Annotated in this window: 13 protein-coding genes; 6 read left to right on the top strand and 7 right to left on the bottom strand. The window is 50.0% G+C overall.

What is annotated here, in order from left to right; all coding sequences use genetic code 11:
• Positions 1 to 88: 88 nt before the first annotated feature.
• Complete coding sequence (locus ACYVB1_RS14495; protein WP_460924496.1) at positions 89 to 634, bottom strand: hypothetical protein; 546 nt, start codon at positions 632 to 634, stop codon at positions 89 to 91.
• Positions 634 to 1,107: a hypothetical protein gene (locus ACYVB1_RS14500; RefSeq protein ID WP_460924497.1), complete on the bottom strand. Its 474-nt coding sequence runs from the start codon at positions 1,105 to 1,107 to the stop codon at positions 634 to 636. The genes ACYVB1_RS14495 and ACYVB1_RS14500 overlap by 1 nt, the downstream gene beginning before the upstream one ends.
• Positions 1,108 to 1,471: 364 nt before the next feature.
• Here ACYVB1_RS14500 and ACYVB1_RS14505 point away from each other — a divergent pair, with 364 nt between their 5' ends.
• On the top strand, positions 1,472 to 1,966 hold the full coding sequence (locus tag ACYVB1_RS14505) for a DUF4168 domain-containing protein (RefSeq protein WP_460924498.1): 495 nt from the start codon (positions 1,472 to 1,474) through the stop codon (positions 1,964 to 1,966).
• An 82-nt stretch (positions 1,967 to 2,048) separates the two neighbouring features.
• On the opposite strand, the gene ACYVB1_RS14510 is transcribed toward ACYVB1_RS14505, so the two are convergent.
• Both ACYVB1_RS14510 and asnS read right to left on the bottom strand, forming a co-directional pair.
• Positions 2,049 to 3,599: a hypothetical protein gene (locus ACYVB1_RS14510; protein WP_460924499.1), complete on the bottom strand. Its 1,551-nt coding sequence runs from the start codon at positions 3,597 to 3,599 to the stop codon at positions 2,049 to 2,051.
• Between the two features lie 345 nt (positions 3,600 to 3,944).
• Complete coding sequence (gene asnS / locus ACYVB1_RS14515; protein ID WP_460924500.1) at positions 3,945 to 5,384, bottom strand: asparagine--tRNA ligase; 1,440 nt, start codon at positions 5,382 to 5,384, stop codon at positions 3,945 to 3,947.
• A gap of 281 nt (positions 5,385 to 5,665) precedes the next feature.
• Between asnS and rpoN the strand changes: the two genes are divergently transcribed.
• From rpoN to ACYVB1_RS14530, 3 genes are all read left to right on the top strand, one after another.
• Positions 5,666 to 7,108, top strand: a complete 1,443-nt coding sequence (gene rpoN / locus ACYVB1_RS14520; protein ID WP_460924502.1) for an RNA polymerase factor sigma-54 — start codon at positions 5,666 to 5,668, stop codon at positions 7,106 to 7,108.
• Positions 7,109 to 7,300: 192 nt separating this feature from the next.
• Positions 7,301 to 8,284 (top strand): 3-dehydro-L-gulonate 2-dehydrogenase, encoded by a 984-nt coding sequence (yiaK, locus tag ACYVB1_RS14525; RefSeq protein WP_460924503.1) that lies wholly within the window; start codon positions 7,301 to 7,303, stop codon positions 8,282 to 8,284.
• Positions 8,285 to 8,430: 146 nt separating this feature from the next.
• The gene (locus tag ACYVB1_RS14530) at positions 8,431 to 9,051 is read left to right on the top strand and encodes a hypothetical protein (RefSeq protein WP_460924504.1); all 621 of its coding nucleotides are present in this window, start codon (positions 8,431 to 8,433) and stop codon (positions 9,049 to 9,051) included.
• A gap of 30 nt (positions 9,052 to 9,081) precedes the next feature.
• Here the strand turns inward: ACYVB1_RS14530 and ACYVB1_RS14535 are convergent, their stop codons facing one another.
• Positions 9,082 to 9,765, bottom strand: a complete 684-nt coding sequence (locus ACYVB1_RS14535; protein WP_460924505.1) for an ABC transporter ATP-binding protein — start codon at positions 9,763 to 9,765, stop codon at positions 9,082 to 9,084.
• 242 nt (positions 9,766 to 10,007) lie between these two features.
• Here ACYVB1_RS14535 and ACYVB1_RS14540 point away from each other — a divergent pair, with 242 nt between their 5' ends.
• A complete protein-coding gene (locus ACYVB1_RS14540; protein ID WP_460924506.1) occupies positions 10,008 to 10,619 on the top strand; it encodes a DUF4142 domain-containing protein in 612 nt (203 codons plus the stop codon).
• Positions 10,620 to 10,701: 82 nt separating this feature from the next.
• Positions 10,702 to 11,271, top strand: coding sequence for a DUF4142 domain-containing protein (locus tag ACYVB1_RS14545; RefSeq protein WP_460924507.1), 570 nt, complete (start codon positions 10,702 to 10,704; stop codon positions 11,269 to 11,271).
• A 53-nt stretch (positions 11,272 to 11,324) separates the two neighbouring features.
• Here the strand turns inward: ACYVB1_RS14545 and uvrA are convergent, their stop codons facing one another.
• Positions 11,325 to 14,240 carry an excinuclease ABC subunit UvrA gene (gene uvrA / locus ACYVB1_RS14550; RefSeq protein WP_460924508.1) on the bottom strand — a complete coding sequence of 972 codons (2,916 nt, stop codon included), beginning with the start codon at positions 14,238 to 14,240 and terminating at the stop codon, positions 11,325 to 11,327.
• A gap of 158 nt (positions 14,241 to 14,398) precedes the next feature.
• Complete coding sequence (locus ACYVB1_RS14555; RefSeq protein ID WP_460924509.1) at positions 14,399 to 14,713, bottom strand: YidH family protein; 315 nt, start codon at positions 14,711 to 14,713, stop codon at positions 14,399 to 14,401.
• Between the last annotated feature and the right edge of the window lie 64 nt (positions 14,714 to 14,777).

Raw genomic sequence — 14,777 nt, forward strand, 5'->3', positions numbered from 1 at the left:
AGTTGCTACAAGATATGAGAAATTAGCCGTCAGTTTCTTAGCGATGCTGAAGCTGGCTTTTATTAGGTTTTACCTGAAAAAGTATTCATCAGACACACCCTAGTACAAAGCTGTTGGAAAGGCCTGCATTAACATAAGGCACAAAGCGCTTACCGCCAGTAAAATCATACCGTGCCAGAGCAGCGGTTTTTAGGTGGGAGAGTTGTAAGAAGACATTGTTTCTGGAGACGCTGCTATTAATAGTGCCAGATTCATCTCTTAACTCTACATACGCATTGTACTCGTTCCTGTTATAAATAGCTTCTAGCTGTAAAGAAACACGCTCATTAGATCTGGGAGAAGAGATGTTCATAAAAGCACCGCCAACCAGGCTCTTGTCAGAATAATCCGGGTAGGTTAAGTGCCTGGAACTGGTACTGCTGTTGTTTTGGTGCTTTGTTTTGAAAATAATCTGTGAGTAGCTAATACCTGTAAGTACCCCTGGCTGAATAAAGAACCATGGCTTCTCTGAGGTCGTGAACATAACAGCAGGAGCTCCCACGCATTCGTTATACCGCTTGAATAAACTTACCAGTGGCTTTATTTCAAGGCGTACGCGCTCAATAGTTGCACTAACCTCAGGGCAGTCGTACATCAGCGATGATAATACAAGCAGGTGGTCGTTGGAGAGCCTTCATACTGGCGGCCCCCTACCGTTACAACTTGCTTCTCTGATCTAAGCTCTACAAGTGGTTCATTAAACCGCCTGGCAAAAAAGCGCCCCTGATAATAATAAAGGCTTACCCGACCCTGAACAAGTACCTCCAGGAACATCGTCAGGCCATCTCCGTTCTTTTCTGTTATTGTTTCTGCCTGATGAAATTTGTCATTCAGAAACCCATATGCTTTCATTTGATTAGGAGTGAATGAAGCCATGTTGCTTTCAAGGCTTTTCTTAAAGTTGCACTCTTTGGCGCAAACAAGGTTATCTCTGTAATCAATGTAGCCGAAGGTAGTGTCGTTGCTGTAGCTAATGGTAAAACCTTCTTTAAAGTTTGGTTGCGCAGTGGCCTGGAAGGTAGAACATATCAGTAGGCACAGAAAGATAATATGTTGTATTGTTTTCATGAAAAGGGTAGTATTAGGGTATCAATATACATATATTCTTTCCTTTTTAGGAGAAGAAAACCCTGTTCGTTTTTGTGTTAAACAGTGAAAGCTACCATCCTAATGTAAAATTGACCTGAGAGTGTATCTGAAATTTATCTCTTGCAATATGCTCCTCAGGTCGATCAGGCTAAACCATAAAAAGGACAAATTTTGATGGTTGCTGAAGCTGTTTTGTACTTAAAAGTCCTTGTGAATGGGACAGTAAATGAATAGCGCAACAACTATTTGCCCCTAAAACAGGTATAGTTTAAGAGGTAGCCGTAATTTATCCTGCCTGAACAATCAATTGATTACTTCTTAAATTTTTTAAATTCAGAATCTTATGAGCTTGTTAAATAAACTGAAGGGGGCAGCTGTTGCTGCGCTCATACTTTGTTTTTCTGCTGCCGGCACTGTAGCAACAGCACAGCAAGTTACACCTCCGCAGCAGCAGGGGGCACAGCAGAATTTTTCAGATACTGATGTGAAGCAGTTTGCAGATGCCAGCACCCGTTTGATGATGGTGCAGCAGGAGGGAGAGAAAAAAATGATGGGTATTCTGCAGGAAGAAAACCTGAGCATTGATAAATTCAACGAAATGGCCCAGGCACACCAGCAACAGAAACTGGCTGAGGTAAAAGCCACACCCGAGGAAATGGCAGCCTTCAACAAGGCGGCACAACGCATGATGGACATGCAGCCTGCCATGCAGAAAGAGGTAGAGACAGCCATACAGAAAGACGGCATGACGCTGCAGAAGTATGAGCAGATCATGATGGCCTACCGCCAGGATCCTGCACTGCAGGAGAGGGTAAATAAAATGATGGGGCAGCAGTAAGAGCTTTGCGTGTTCTAAACAAAAAGCCCCGCCAGGTATTAACCTGGCGGGGCTTTTTGTTTAGAAAGGGGTAAACCCTGGGCTACTCCTGCTTGGCTGGCTCCTGGCCATGCGCAAATTCCATAATCCGGAAAGTTCTGGCCTTGCGGTCGTAGTAGCCATAGTGTAGTTTATCACCGTAGCGGTACACGGTCTTGAACTCTGGCTCTAGTTTAAGCTCCTGCTCAAAGTTTTCGATCTTATCCTGCAGCACTTCTGTCTCTTTTCCTGATTCTACCTTTGCCAGGTTATCAGCGCTGAGCACAGACCTGAAGTAGGTGCTGGTACCCGGTCCTGAGCTGAAACTGCTCTGACCATAAGGGTCGTAGAAGTAGCGGCTATAGTAAGGGGAATTCAGGTAATAATTCGGGATAGTGTAGGCCGGGGTCCAGCGGCCGGGTACCATCATCAAACCGCGCGATGTGTTTACATAGCGGTCTGGAGTGCGTACCATCCGGCCCATGTCGTCGCGGCCATTTCTTTCTGCCGGTGCTTTATAAGAGCCAATCGTCAATTGAAGCGTACTGTCGCTGAAGGCATCTACCGTAATGGCAGGCACCCCATTGGCCAGGCTCTTCATTATCTTGGATGTCTTCTCTATCTCTGTATTATTAGAAGAAAAGATCGACTTTGCACCGCGTTGCTGTACAGGAGTAGACTTGATAGTAATCTCTTCATCGCCGCTGTAGGAGTACTCTTTGATTGGCTTCAACGTGTTAAAGTCAAATGCTGTCAGCTTAAACTGGTCCCGCTCAAGTTGCACCCTGAACAACTTGTCCTTGTGCAGAAAAGAGTTGAAAGTTGGTGTGTTGCCCTGGGCTATAGCCGGAAGGGTGCGGTAACTGGTCTTGCCTGTAGCCCAGTCAAGCGTCAGGATCTCTGTAGTCGCCTCTTTCGTGCTCTGGCCTCTCAGGTTAAATCCGTCATAGATCACATAGGTTTTCTCGCCCCGGATATAGATTTTACTACGGTGATGACCGGTAAACACATTGTGCTCAATGTCATCGCTTACATAAATCAGATCCGTTTCGCGGGCATAGCGGTCGCGGGTGCGTGGCATCTCTGGCTTAAAGGTTTTGTGCTCCAGGTGCGCCATATCCTCATCCGTATCCCGGTAAAGGTGCAGGTTGTTATCCTTATCAGTATAGAGCATGTAGAAGTGCTCATCGTTGCCGAAGCCACCTAAAAAAGTAGCATTACGTGCCACCTGCAACTGCTCATCCTGCATGCTGCGGAAAGCGCCGGTTCTGCGGTGAACTGCAAAAGGACGCACATACTCCCGGCGGCCGTTTGTATAGCGGCTGTAGAAGATAAACTCATTGTCTGTTACGCGGGTGCCCAGTATCTGTGGCTCCTGTGAATAGCGATAAGGTATCTGGTGCTGTGCCAGCTGCTCTCCATTCGGTGAAATCAATGCAAAGTTCAGCCTGCCGCTCTGGTAAAAGTAAATGCATACGTTGCCGCTCTTGTCTGCCACTGTCACAAGGTCTTCGGCACGGTTCATGGGTAATTCTATATTTGCGAACTCAGTCTGGGCATTGGCCACAGTGGCGAAGGCAGCCGCCAAGAGCACACTAAGGAATATTTTACGCATAATCTAAAAGCTTGAATGTTATTGATATAACGTGCAAATTTTTGGCCAAAGTATACAAAACCAGCAGGTAAGCGCAATTAATTTTAAGTAAACCTGCTGGTGTGTCTGATGTTGCAACAGTAGCCGGCAGTATAGCAGCACTACCCGCCACGCGTTTTCAAGGGGGTAAAGCTGCAACACATATTTATACGTAAACTACAGTAGGCAGCAAGCACCGCGAAAAAGCGCTAGCTACCTGCTCAGGTACATTATAGATAGAACAGTTTGTTTCTTTGCAACGGTTGGGCACAAAAAAGTCCGGCTATATCCAGCCGGACTTCTGAAATCATAAATAAGGTAGCTGTATTAAAACTCAGCATTCTGCGGTGTCCTCGGGAAAGGAATTACGTCGCGGATGTTGCCCATGCCCGTCACGAACTGCACCATGCGCTCAAAACCTAATCCAAAGCCGGCATGCGGGCAGCCCCCGAAGCGGCGGGTATCCAGGTACCACCAAAGGTCTTCTTCGTGTATGCCTACGCCTTTCATGCGCTCTACCAGTATATCCAGGCGCTCCTCACGCTGCGAGCCACCTACAATCTCACCAATGCCCGGTGCCAGGATGTCCATGGCTGCTACGGTTTTGCCATCGTCGTTCAGGCGCATATAAAAGGCCTTGATGTCTTTCGGATAGTCCGTTACAATTACCGGCTTTTTGAAGTGCTTCTCTACCAGGTAACGTTCGTGCTCACTCTGCAGGTCAATGCCCCACTTCACATCGTACTGAAACTTCTTTTTCTTGTAGTGGTTTGAATTCAGCAGGATGTCGATAGCCTCTGTATAAGTAACACGCTCAAAGTCGTTGTTCACCACAAACTCCAGCTTCTCCAGCAAAGTCATTTCCTGGCGCTCATTCTGCGGCTTGGCTTTATCTTCCTCAGCCAGGCGCTGGCCCAGGAACTCAATGTCCTCGCGGTTGTTCTCCAGTGCATAACGGATAATGTATTTGATGAACTCCTCAGCCAGGTCCGCGTTCATCTTCAGATCGTAGAAAGCCATCTCCGGCTCAATCATCCAGAACTCGGCCAGATGGCGCGTGGTGTTGGAGTTCTCCGCCCGGAACGTTGGCCCAAAGGTATAGATGTCGCTGAAAGCCATGGCCGCCAGTTCGCCCTCCAGCTGCCCGGACACCGTTAGGTTCGTGGCCTTGCCGAAGAAGTCTTCTTCAAAGTTAATCTTTCCTTCTTCGGTACGTGGCAGGTTGTCCAGGTTCAGCGTGGTAACGCGGAACATCTCACCGGCACCCTCTGCGTCAGAAGCCGTAATGATAGGCGTGTGCATGTACACAAAGCCTTTCTCGTTGAAGAACCTGTGCACGGCAAAAGCGAGTGAATTACGAACGCGGAAAACAGCTCCGAAGGTGTTGGTGCGGAAGCGCAGGTGTGCAATCTCGCGCAGGAACTCCAGCGAGTGTGCCTTCTTTTGCAGCGGATAGCTTTCCGGGTCAGCTTTGCCCAGTACTTCAATAGAGCTCGCCTGTATCTCGTACGCCTGCCCTTTGCCCTGCGATGCCACCAGTTCACCGGTCACGGCGATGCTGGCACCTGTGGTAACGTCTTTCAAGGCCTCCTCGCTGAACTTCTCAGCGTCGGCAACTACCTGTAAATTGTTTATGGTGGAGCCGTCGTTTACGGCGATAAAGCTTACAAACTTGTTGCCGCGCTTCGTGCGCACCCAACCTTTCAGCAGGACCTCTTTGCCTGCTTCGGCACCTGTTAGCAGGTCTTTTACTTTTGTGCGTTGCATGTATCAGAATAGTTATTGTCAGCAATAGCAGAAGGAGGAGAATGTCTTTAAAACAGGGCAGGTTGTTTGGCTTACCTCACACACCTCTTCTGCCTGATAGCCAGCATGCGTGCTGCCTGTATCGGCCCTGTTCATATTATAAAAAGAAACCGCTCCTCCTGATTGCAGTCATTTTGTCTAATTCCCTCAAAGTAACGATATTTTAACCTTTTTTGTAAATGCGAGTAAAATTATCCTAAATTTGAATGTGCACATAACAGCACGTTTTCTTCTATAAACCTATGCAGCGACTCGATTTAAGACAACTTTTATCTCAGAAGTTATCGCCGCAGCAGATACAATTTATCAAGCTGCTGCAGATACCTACTGTTGAGTTGGAAGCGCGCATTAAGGAGGAAATGGAGATAAACCCTGCCTTAGAGGAGGGACGTGAAGAGCCTGCTGAAGAGTATAGCGAGTCTGATGACTACGAAGGGGAGGAAGACTACGGGAAGAATGACGACGTTGATCTGAACGACTACCTGAACGACGACGAGATAAGCGGTTACAAAATGCAGGGAGACCGCGGCGGTGATGACGAGGACAAGGAGATGCCTATCGCTATGACCTCCACGCTCACGGATGCACTGATGGACCAGTTGGGCTTCCTGGACCTGGACGACAGACAATATGCTATTGGAATGCAGCTTATCGGCAGCATCGACCATGATGGATACATTCGTCGCGATCTGAGCGCCATTGCAAACGACCTGGCTTTCTCGCAGAACATCGAAACAAGTGAGGAGGAGATAGAGCAGGTGCTGCACCTGATCCAGGGCTTTGACCCTGCCGGTATTGCTGCCCGTGACCTGCCCGAGTGCCTTTTGCTACAGCTCGAGCGCCGGGAGCAGGACCAGACCACCGTGCTGGCGGAACGCATTATTCGGGAGTCGTTTGACGAATTCACAAAAAAGCACTACCAGAAAATACAGAGCAGGTTTAATGTGTCGGAAGACGAGCTGAAAAAAGCCATTGACCTGATCATCAAGTTAAACCCGAAGCCGGGTGGCGCGGGTGGCAGCATGACGCGGGTGCAGTACATTATCCCGGACTTTATTCTTACCAACGAAAACGGGCAGCTGCAGCTGTCGCTGAACTCACGCAACGCGCCGGACCTGCGCATCAGCCGTTCTTATTCCGAAATGTTTGACGCGTATGACAAGTCAGACAAGAAAGATAAAAAGCTGAAAGAGACGGTGACGTTTGTAAAGCAGAAGCTGGATGCAGCCAAGTGGTTTATTGATGCCATCCGGCAGCGGCAGAACACGCTGCTGCGCACCATGGAGGCTATCATCAAATACCAGCATGACTTCTTCCTGGAAGGCGACGAAAGCAAATTGCGCCCGATGATTCTGAAGGACATAGCCGAGGAAATCGGCATGGACATCAGTACCGTGAGCCGCGTGGCCAACAGCAAAGCTGTGCAGACAGAGTTTGGAATTTATCCGCTCAAGTATTTCTTCTCCGAGGGCATCGCCACCGACTCCGGCGAGGACGCCAGCAGCCGTGAGGTGAAGCATATCCTTAAAGAGATCATCGACAACGAGAACAAGCGCAAGCCGCTCTCCGATGAGAAAATTGAGAAGATGCTGAACGAGAAGGGCTATAACATTGCCCGCCGTACCGTTGCCAAATACCGGGAGCAACTCAACATACCCGTAGCCCGCCTGCGTAAAGAATTGTAGCCGCTATCCTGCCTGAATTCAGACAAACCTGATGCTACAATAGCAAATTCCCCGCTGCTGCGCTTACTCCCTGCGCTTGGGATAACATAGCAGGTATACCGCTTTGCATGTTTCTGCCAGGAAGAAGTGCTGCCGTAGGGCTAACCAAAGCCGCAGTTTGCAACGTACACCCGAGAAACATAAATAGCAGAAATGAAAGTATCGTTTGAGGAGTTAAAAGCAGCGTTTAAGCGTGTACTCTTAAAAGTAGATTTTGAAGAAGACAGGGCAGAACAGTGTGCGCAGATATTTGCCGAAAACAGCAGAGACGGGGTGTACTCGCACGGCTTAAACCGGTTTCCGGTTTTTGTGCAGATGGTGAAGGATGGTTTGATCCAGGTGGATGCCGAGCCTGAGAGAGTGGGGCAGCATGGCGTAACAGAACAGTGGGATGGGCACCTGGCCCCAGGCATGTATACCGCTGCAAAAGCAATGGCACGCGCTATAGCGCTGGCTAAGGAAAACGGCATGGGCTGCGTAGCTGTCAGAAATACCAACCACTGGATGCGTGCCGGAACGTACGGCTGGCAGGCGGCTGAGGCTGGTTGTATAGGGATATGCGCCACCAACAGTATCGCCAACCTGCCTCCCTGGGGCGGAACAGAACCGCGCCTGGGCAATAACCCACTTGTGGTTGCTATTCCTCGAATAGAAGGACACATTGTGCTGGATATGGCTATTTCGCAGTTCTCGTACGGCAAGCTGCAGGAGTATGAACTGAAAGGAAAAGAACTTCCGGTAGATGGCGGCTATGATGAAAAAGGGAAGTTGACGAAAGACCCTGCCCAGATCAGGAAAACAGAGCGCAGCCTGCCCATCGGTTTCTGGAAGGGCTCGGGGCTGTCGTTGGTGATAGATGTGCTGGTATCTTCCTTAAGCGGTGGGCGCTCTGTAGCGGAGATCACTGAGGCAGGAAACGAGGCAGGGGTGTCGCAGTTTTTCCTGTGCATTGATGCCAGCAGGCTGGATGAGTCTATCAGCAACCGCATTATTGAATACACAAAAACAAGCGGTTTGATGGATGAAGAAGGCGATATAAGATACCCGGGCGAAAGCTCTCTGGCCACACGGCGCCAAAACGAAGAGGAGGGGATACCGGTAAATGAGGAAATCTGGCAGGAGGTTCAGGATTTGTAGAAACTATAACCTTTTTGGCAGGCTGATGTTTGGCAGCGATGCTGCGAAAGTTTACAATACTGTATTAAGTTTGTCCTGTGCCTGGTTCGTGCAATAAAACAGACATCTATTCATAATTTATAATTTCTAATTCATAATTCTCTAAAGTGAACCGTACCCTTGCGCAGGTGCTGTCGGTTGTTTTTCACCCGCTGTTGCTCCCAACGTACCTTTTCGCAGTCATACTCTATTATATGCCTACGGCTACCCTTGCATTACCCTATCGCATCCGGTGGGTGGTGCTGTGTATGATCTTTTTTACCACGTTTATTATCCCGGGGCTGGCCGCCTATGGTCTGGTGCGCCTCGGTCACCTCGATTCCATGGAGATGGACAGGCGCGAGCAGCGTAGTTTACCGTTGCTGTTTACAGCAGTCTGCTATGCCCTGACATCTTACCTGCTTTACCGCGAGCCTTCTTTTGATGCTATCTTTTACTTTGTGATGGGAGTTATTGCCGCCTCTGTTTTCCTGGCGTTCCTTATATCGCAGTTTTGGAAGATAAGTGCACACAGCATCGGGATGGGAGGTGGTTTGGGTTTGCTGCTGGTGCTGAACTGGCTCGACCCGGATGCCATGATGGTAGGGCCTATTGCTTTGGGAATATTGCTGGCAGGCGCGGTGCTCTCAGCCAGGCTGTCGTTGCACGCGCACACACCTGCCGAGGTATATGGCGGCTTTGGCAGCGGCTTTCTGCTGGTCGTTGCAGTTGCCTATGCCGGCCTTTAGATGGTTCTTTTGCAGATAGCCTTCTGCTTCTCAAAATGCATAGCCAAGAGAAAGTTTTAGCTGCGGCAGAGGCACAACAAAAATTGCAGAGTTATTTTCTACTATCACCGCACGGCCAATAATGTGCTCTTCCAGGAGTTCGTTTGCGTTATTGGCAAGGGCATATTTCACGCGCCCGCCAACGCTGGCAGCCACATCTGCCGAGAGGTGCCCCATCAGGTTAAACTGTACCCCAAGCTGATAGCTCAAATCCAGGGAGTTCTGGTACAGCCGGCCAACAAACCGGTATTCCGGATCACCGGGGTCCTGTACTGGCAGTTCAAAAACGTTTTTCTCGAATATCAGCAGCCGATAGCCAAACTCAGGGCCATGGTAAAAGCCGAACGGCTTGCCCTCGTTCCTTCTTGTGTACTTGCGCTGGCTCATCCGGATGGCTACCCCCTGTACGTTTTTGCGCTCCGGTATCCACTCATCGCCTTTTAGGTAGCTCCTGTAAATGTAGCTCAGGCCTAGCTCATTGGATATACGCTCTGTGCGCATTTTTTCGTGAGCAACGTACACTTCGCCGAGCTGCAGCGGGTATATTTTCAGCACCCGGTTATAAGCCGTGTCAATGTTCTGCACCTCTCTGTCATCCTGTGCAACAGCCATGCTTAGTGGCGCAAACAACAGTGCAGCAGCTAACGTCAGGAAAATGAAACGTTTCTTTATCATGTGCAGACCTCGGGCTTTTAACTTTAGAATAAGATATGTATATAATTTTGTTTTTATATACTTAGAGGTGCTGATATTAGTTGTGTTATATATAGATTTATTTGATGGTTTTTTGGAGCTTTAGTTCGGGTGTGTTTTGGGCATAACGCTAACCTCTGGCCGGTTTTGATAACTCCGTACAGCCTGAGGCGTATATCAATCTTGTTTATACGGTAATCAAGTAACTAAACCAGAATAGAACTATGAAAAAATTTGCATCAACAGGACTTATAATAGGGGCTTTTGTATTTGGTATGGCATCCTGTAACCAGGAGCAAGGGGCCGTAGAGAATGCCCAGGAAACAAATGAGCAACGGTTCGAAGATACGGCCGTGGAAGATCGCAAAATAGATCAGTCTGACTTTATGACTCAGGCCGCTTCAAACAACATGCTGGAAATTGAGGCAGGGCGTCTGGCACAGCAGAAAGGCCAAAGCCAGGCAGTAAAAGATTTCGGGCAGATGATGGTGACAGACCATACACAGGCAACTGAAAAGCTGCAGTCGCTTGCCTCGCAGCAGAACATCGCCCTGCCAGACAGCATGAGCCAGGAGCACATGGACCAGTTACAAAGCCTGAGGGACAAGAGCGGTGCTGAGTTTGACCAGGAATATGCGGACCTGATGGTGAGCTCGCATGAAGAGGCCGTTAGCTTATTCGAGGATGCCTCCAATAATATGGAGAATGCAGAGGTGAAGAACTTTGCCACTACCACGCTGCCAAAGTTGCGTGAGCACCTGGAACAAGCCAACCAACTGGACCAGACGGTAAATAATAACTCTACTACAAATGCTGGTACACCTACAAGGCAGTAGACTTACATTTGTAACTGATAATTAGTAAAAGCATCTGTAAGTTTTATCTTGCAGATGCTTTATACTTTCAACTAACAGCACCATGAAAAAAACTTTACTAACCTTATTATACGCTACCGCCCTCCTGTTTACCACTGCCTGTTCCTCCGACGACAGCATTGAACAGGCAACAGAGCAGAGTGTGCAGCAGTTTGAGGCAGAGGGCGTGGAAGGCATGCGAAACGATGCCTTGTTTGTGGCAGAGGCAGCCAGCGGCAGCCTGCTGGAGATGCAACTCGGAGAGGCTGCCACAAATATGGCCGTAAGCCCTGAAGTGCAGGAACTGGCCAGGGAAATGATGCAGGCCAACCAGCAAATGCTGGACGAGCTGCAACAGATAGCCAGCCAAAGCAACTTTGTACTTCCCAGCACGCTTGGATCCAGGCATCATGACATATACCAGGAGATTACTGCCAAAACAGGCATCGCCTTTGACCTGGCCTATGTAAATCGCCTCAGCGACGAGCATGACGATCTGATACGACGTTATGAAGACATAGCGAAAAACGGAAAGGACCTGGCGCTGCAGCAATATGCATCCAAGCAACTACCGCTATTGCGGCGGCACCAACAACAGATAGAGGAGCTGGAAGACAAGATAAAGAGTGCATAAAAAAAGGAGCGGCTATTTCGATAGCCGCTCCTTTTTCATCATGTATCCAAGCCTTAGCCTTCGTCGTTTCCGCGGTAATGGCTCGTTTCCAGCTCTTCTTTCAGGAACCTTGCTGTATAGCCTTTGCCTGCGGCTACTACTTCTTCCGGTGTGCCGGTGGCCACAATGGTACCACCTGCTTCACCACCTTCCGGGCCAATGTCGATGATATGGTCGGCTACCTTAATCAGGTCGAGGTTGTGCTCAATGATGAGCACTGTGTTGCCCTTGTTCGTTAGCTTGTGCAGCACATCAGACAGGTGCTCGATGTCCTGGAAGTGCAAGCCCGTTGTAGGCTCATCCAGGATATAAAGCGTCTGGCCTGTATCCTTCTTCGATAGCTCTGTTGCCAGCTTCACGCGTTGTGCCTCGCCGCCGGATAAGGTGGTGGCCTGCTGGCCTAAGGTGATGTAACCCAGGCCCACTTCATTCAGTGTCTGTATCCTGCGCAGGATGCGTGGCTGACTGTCAAAGAAATCTACAGCCTGCTCTACGGTCATATCCAAAACATCCGTGATAGACTTGCCTTTGAAACGTACTTCCAGTGTTTCGCGGTTGTAGCGCTTGCCTTTGCAGACCTCGCAGGGCACATATACATCCGGCAGGAAGTTCATCTCGATGGTGCGCATACCAGCACCCTCACAGGCCTCACAGCGCCCGCCTTTCACGTTAAAAGAGAAGCGACCAGGGGAGTAGCCTCTTATCTTCGCCTCCGGCAGCTGCGCAAACAATGTTCTGATGTCGGTGAACACACCGGTATAAGTAGCAGGGTTGGAGCGCGGCGTACGGCCAATCGGCGACTGGTCTACCTCAATTACCTTGTCGATGTGCTCTAAGCCTTCTATGCTTTTATATGGCAGTGGCTCCCGCTTTGCCCGGAAAAAGTGCGTGTTCAGGATAGGGTACAGCGTGTCGTGGATTAGCGAAGACTTGCCGCTACCCGATACACCGGTCACACAAATCATTTTGCCCAGGGGCAGCTCCAGTGTTACGTTTTTCAGGTTATGGCCTGTGGCCCCAATCAGGCGCAGTGTCTGTCCGGTTCCGGGCCTTTTCGTCCGCATTACAGAGATGCCACGGCGGTTGCTCAGGAAGTCGGCGGTGGTGGTGCCTGCCTGCAACATTTGCGCTGGTGTACCGGCTGTTACCACCTGGCCACCATGTATACCCGCGCCAGGTCCGATATCCACCACATAGTCTGCCTGCATGATCATGTCCTTGTCATGCTCCACCACAATAATGGAGTTGCCAAGGTCGCGGAGGTCTTTCAGGGCATTGATAAGGCGCTCGTTGTCGCGCTGGTGCAGGCCAATGCTTGGCTCGTCCATGATATAGAGCACCCCCACGAGTTGTGTGCCGATCTGCGTAGCCAAACGGATGCGCTGGCTTTCGCCACCGGAAAGCGTGCGTACCGGGCGGTGCAGGCTCAGGTAATCGAGGCCCACATCCAGCAGGAAGCCGATGCGCTTGCGAATCTCTTTCAGCAGTTCCCGTGCAATCACGTTCTGGCGCTCACTCAGCCTGTCCTCCAGCCCCTCAAACCATGCTGCCAGCTTGTTGATGTCCAGTACCGACAGTTCACCGATGTTCCTGCCGTCTATCTTAAAGTGCAGCGACTCTTTCTTCAGGCGGTAGCCGTTGCACTCAGGGCAAACGGAGGTCTGAGTAAAGTCTTCTATCCAGGAGCGGATGTTATCAGAGTCTGACTCCATCTGGCCCTTCAGGAAATTGATGATGCCCTCGAACTCTACAATGTAGTTGCCTTTCTTGGTGCTTACCTCCAGGTCCTCCTCCAGGCCATATAGCAGGATGTGTAGCAGGTCTTCGGGCAGGTCTTTGATAGGTGTGGCCACAGAGGCTTTGAAGTGCTTGAACAGTGCTTCAATCTGCTTAAAAATCCAGATGTCGCGGTACTCGCCCAGCGGGGCAATACCACCCCGGCGAATGCTCAGGCTCTTGTCCGGAATCACCGTTTCCTCGGTTATCTCCTGTATCTCTCCCAAGCCGTTGCAAACAGGGCAGGCACCGTAAGGGGAGTTAAAGGAGAAGCTGTTCGGAGCAGGGTCGTCGTAGGCAATACCCGTGGCAGGGTCCATCAGGTGGCGGGAGTAGAAGTGTGTCTGGTTTGTGTCAGCGTCCAATATCAGCACGGTGCCTTTGCCATGCGTCAAGGCATTCTGAACAGAGCCAGACAAACGGAAACGGTCGTCCTCTTTCACCACAATCTTATCCACCACCATTTCGATGTCGTGGATTTTGTAGCGGTCTACCTGCATCTTTGGCGTCACCTCCACCAGTTCGCCGTCTACGCGGGCCCGTATAAAACCCATCTTGCGGATTTGCTGGAACAGTTCGCGGTAATGGCCCTTGCGGCCTTTGACCACCGGTGCCAGCACTACAATGCGCTTCCCGTCGAAGTTCTCCAGGATGTGGTTCACAATCTGGTCATCGCTCTGGCGCACCATTTTGTCGCCACTCACATAACTGAAAGCTTCTGCGGTACGCGCCCAGAGCAGGCGCATAAAGTCGTAAATCTCTGTGATGGTGCCCACCGTGGAGCGGGGGTTACGGCTCGTCGTTTTCTGCTCTATAGAGATGACCGGCGACAGTCCTTCGATTTTGTCTACGTCCGGGCGCTCCAGGCCGCCCATAAACGAGCGGGCGTAGGCAGAGAAAGTTTCCATGTAGCGGCGCTGCCCTTCTGCGTAAATCGTATCAAAAGCTAGGGATGATTTGCCTGATCCACTAATGCCGGTAAACACCACTAACTTGTAGCGCGGCAGCTTAATAGAGATGTTTTTCAGGTTATGTTCACGGGCACCGTACACTTCAATCTGTTGCGCTTCCCCGGCCATAGCAGGCGCGGTGGTGGCAGTATCAGTTGTAGGGATGCCGGTTGTTGTTACTTGTTGCTCTTGGTTGAAAGCCATGCAGCGTGTATTATTTTAAATAGCAAAGGTACATAATCTCAGGCTTCTGCGGCAGCAAAATCCTAACCCTTCTTAACAGTAACCAGCGGCAATTGGTTTAGAGAAGGTGCGTTTTATGGTGTTAAGCCAGAAAGGTGCAGGGGCAACATGCTGCGCTGCTAAGGCGACACGTTCTGCGGCTCCGGGTTTTCCTCTTCTGCCACCTCGGCATGTACCGTGCTGGTGGGGGCATAGGCGTATGTGTGCCGCGCCACCTCCCGCTTCTTTTTAGCGAACCTGTAGTAACCAAAAACAGCAACGGCCAGGCCAAGCGGAACAAACGTAAGCCCAACCCCGATGTAAAATGGGTCATCTTCAAAAACCTTAACAAAGGTAAGCCCCGCCAGTACCATCGCCATGGCCGTACGCATATAAGCCATAAAGGTCCGCTCGTTGGCCAGTTTGGTCCGCTCCATGGCAAGTTTATCCCGCATTTCCAGGTTTAGCCTTTCCTGAAGCTTTAATTTGTTCCTTAGCCTTCTCTTCGCTCTTTTAAGA

The organism is Pontibacter brevis, from assembly GCF_054779655.1.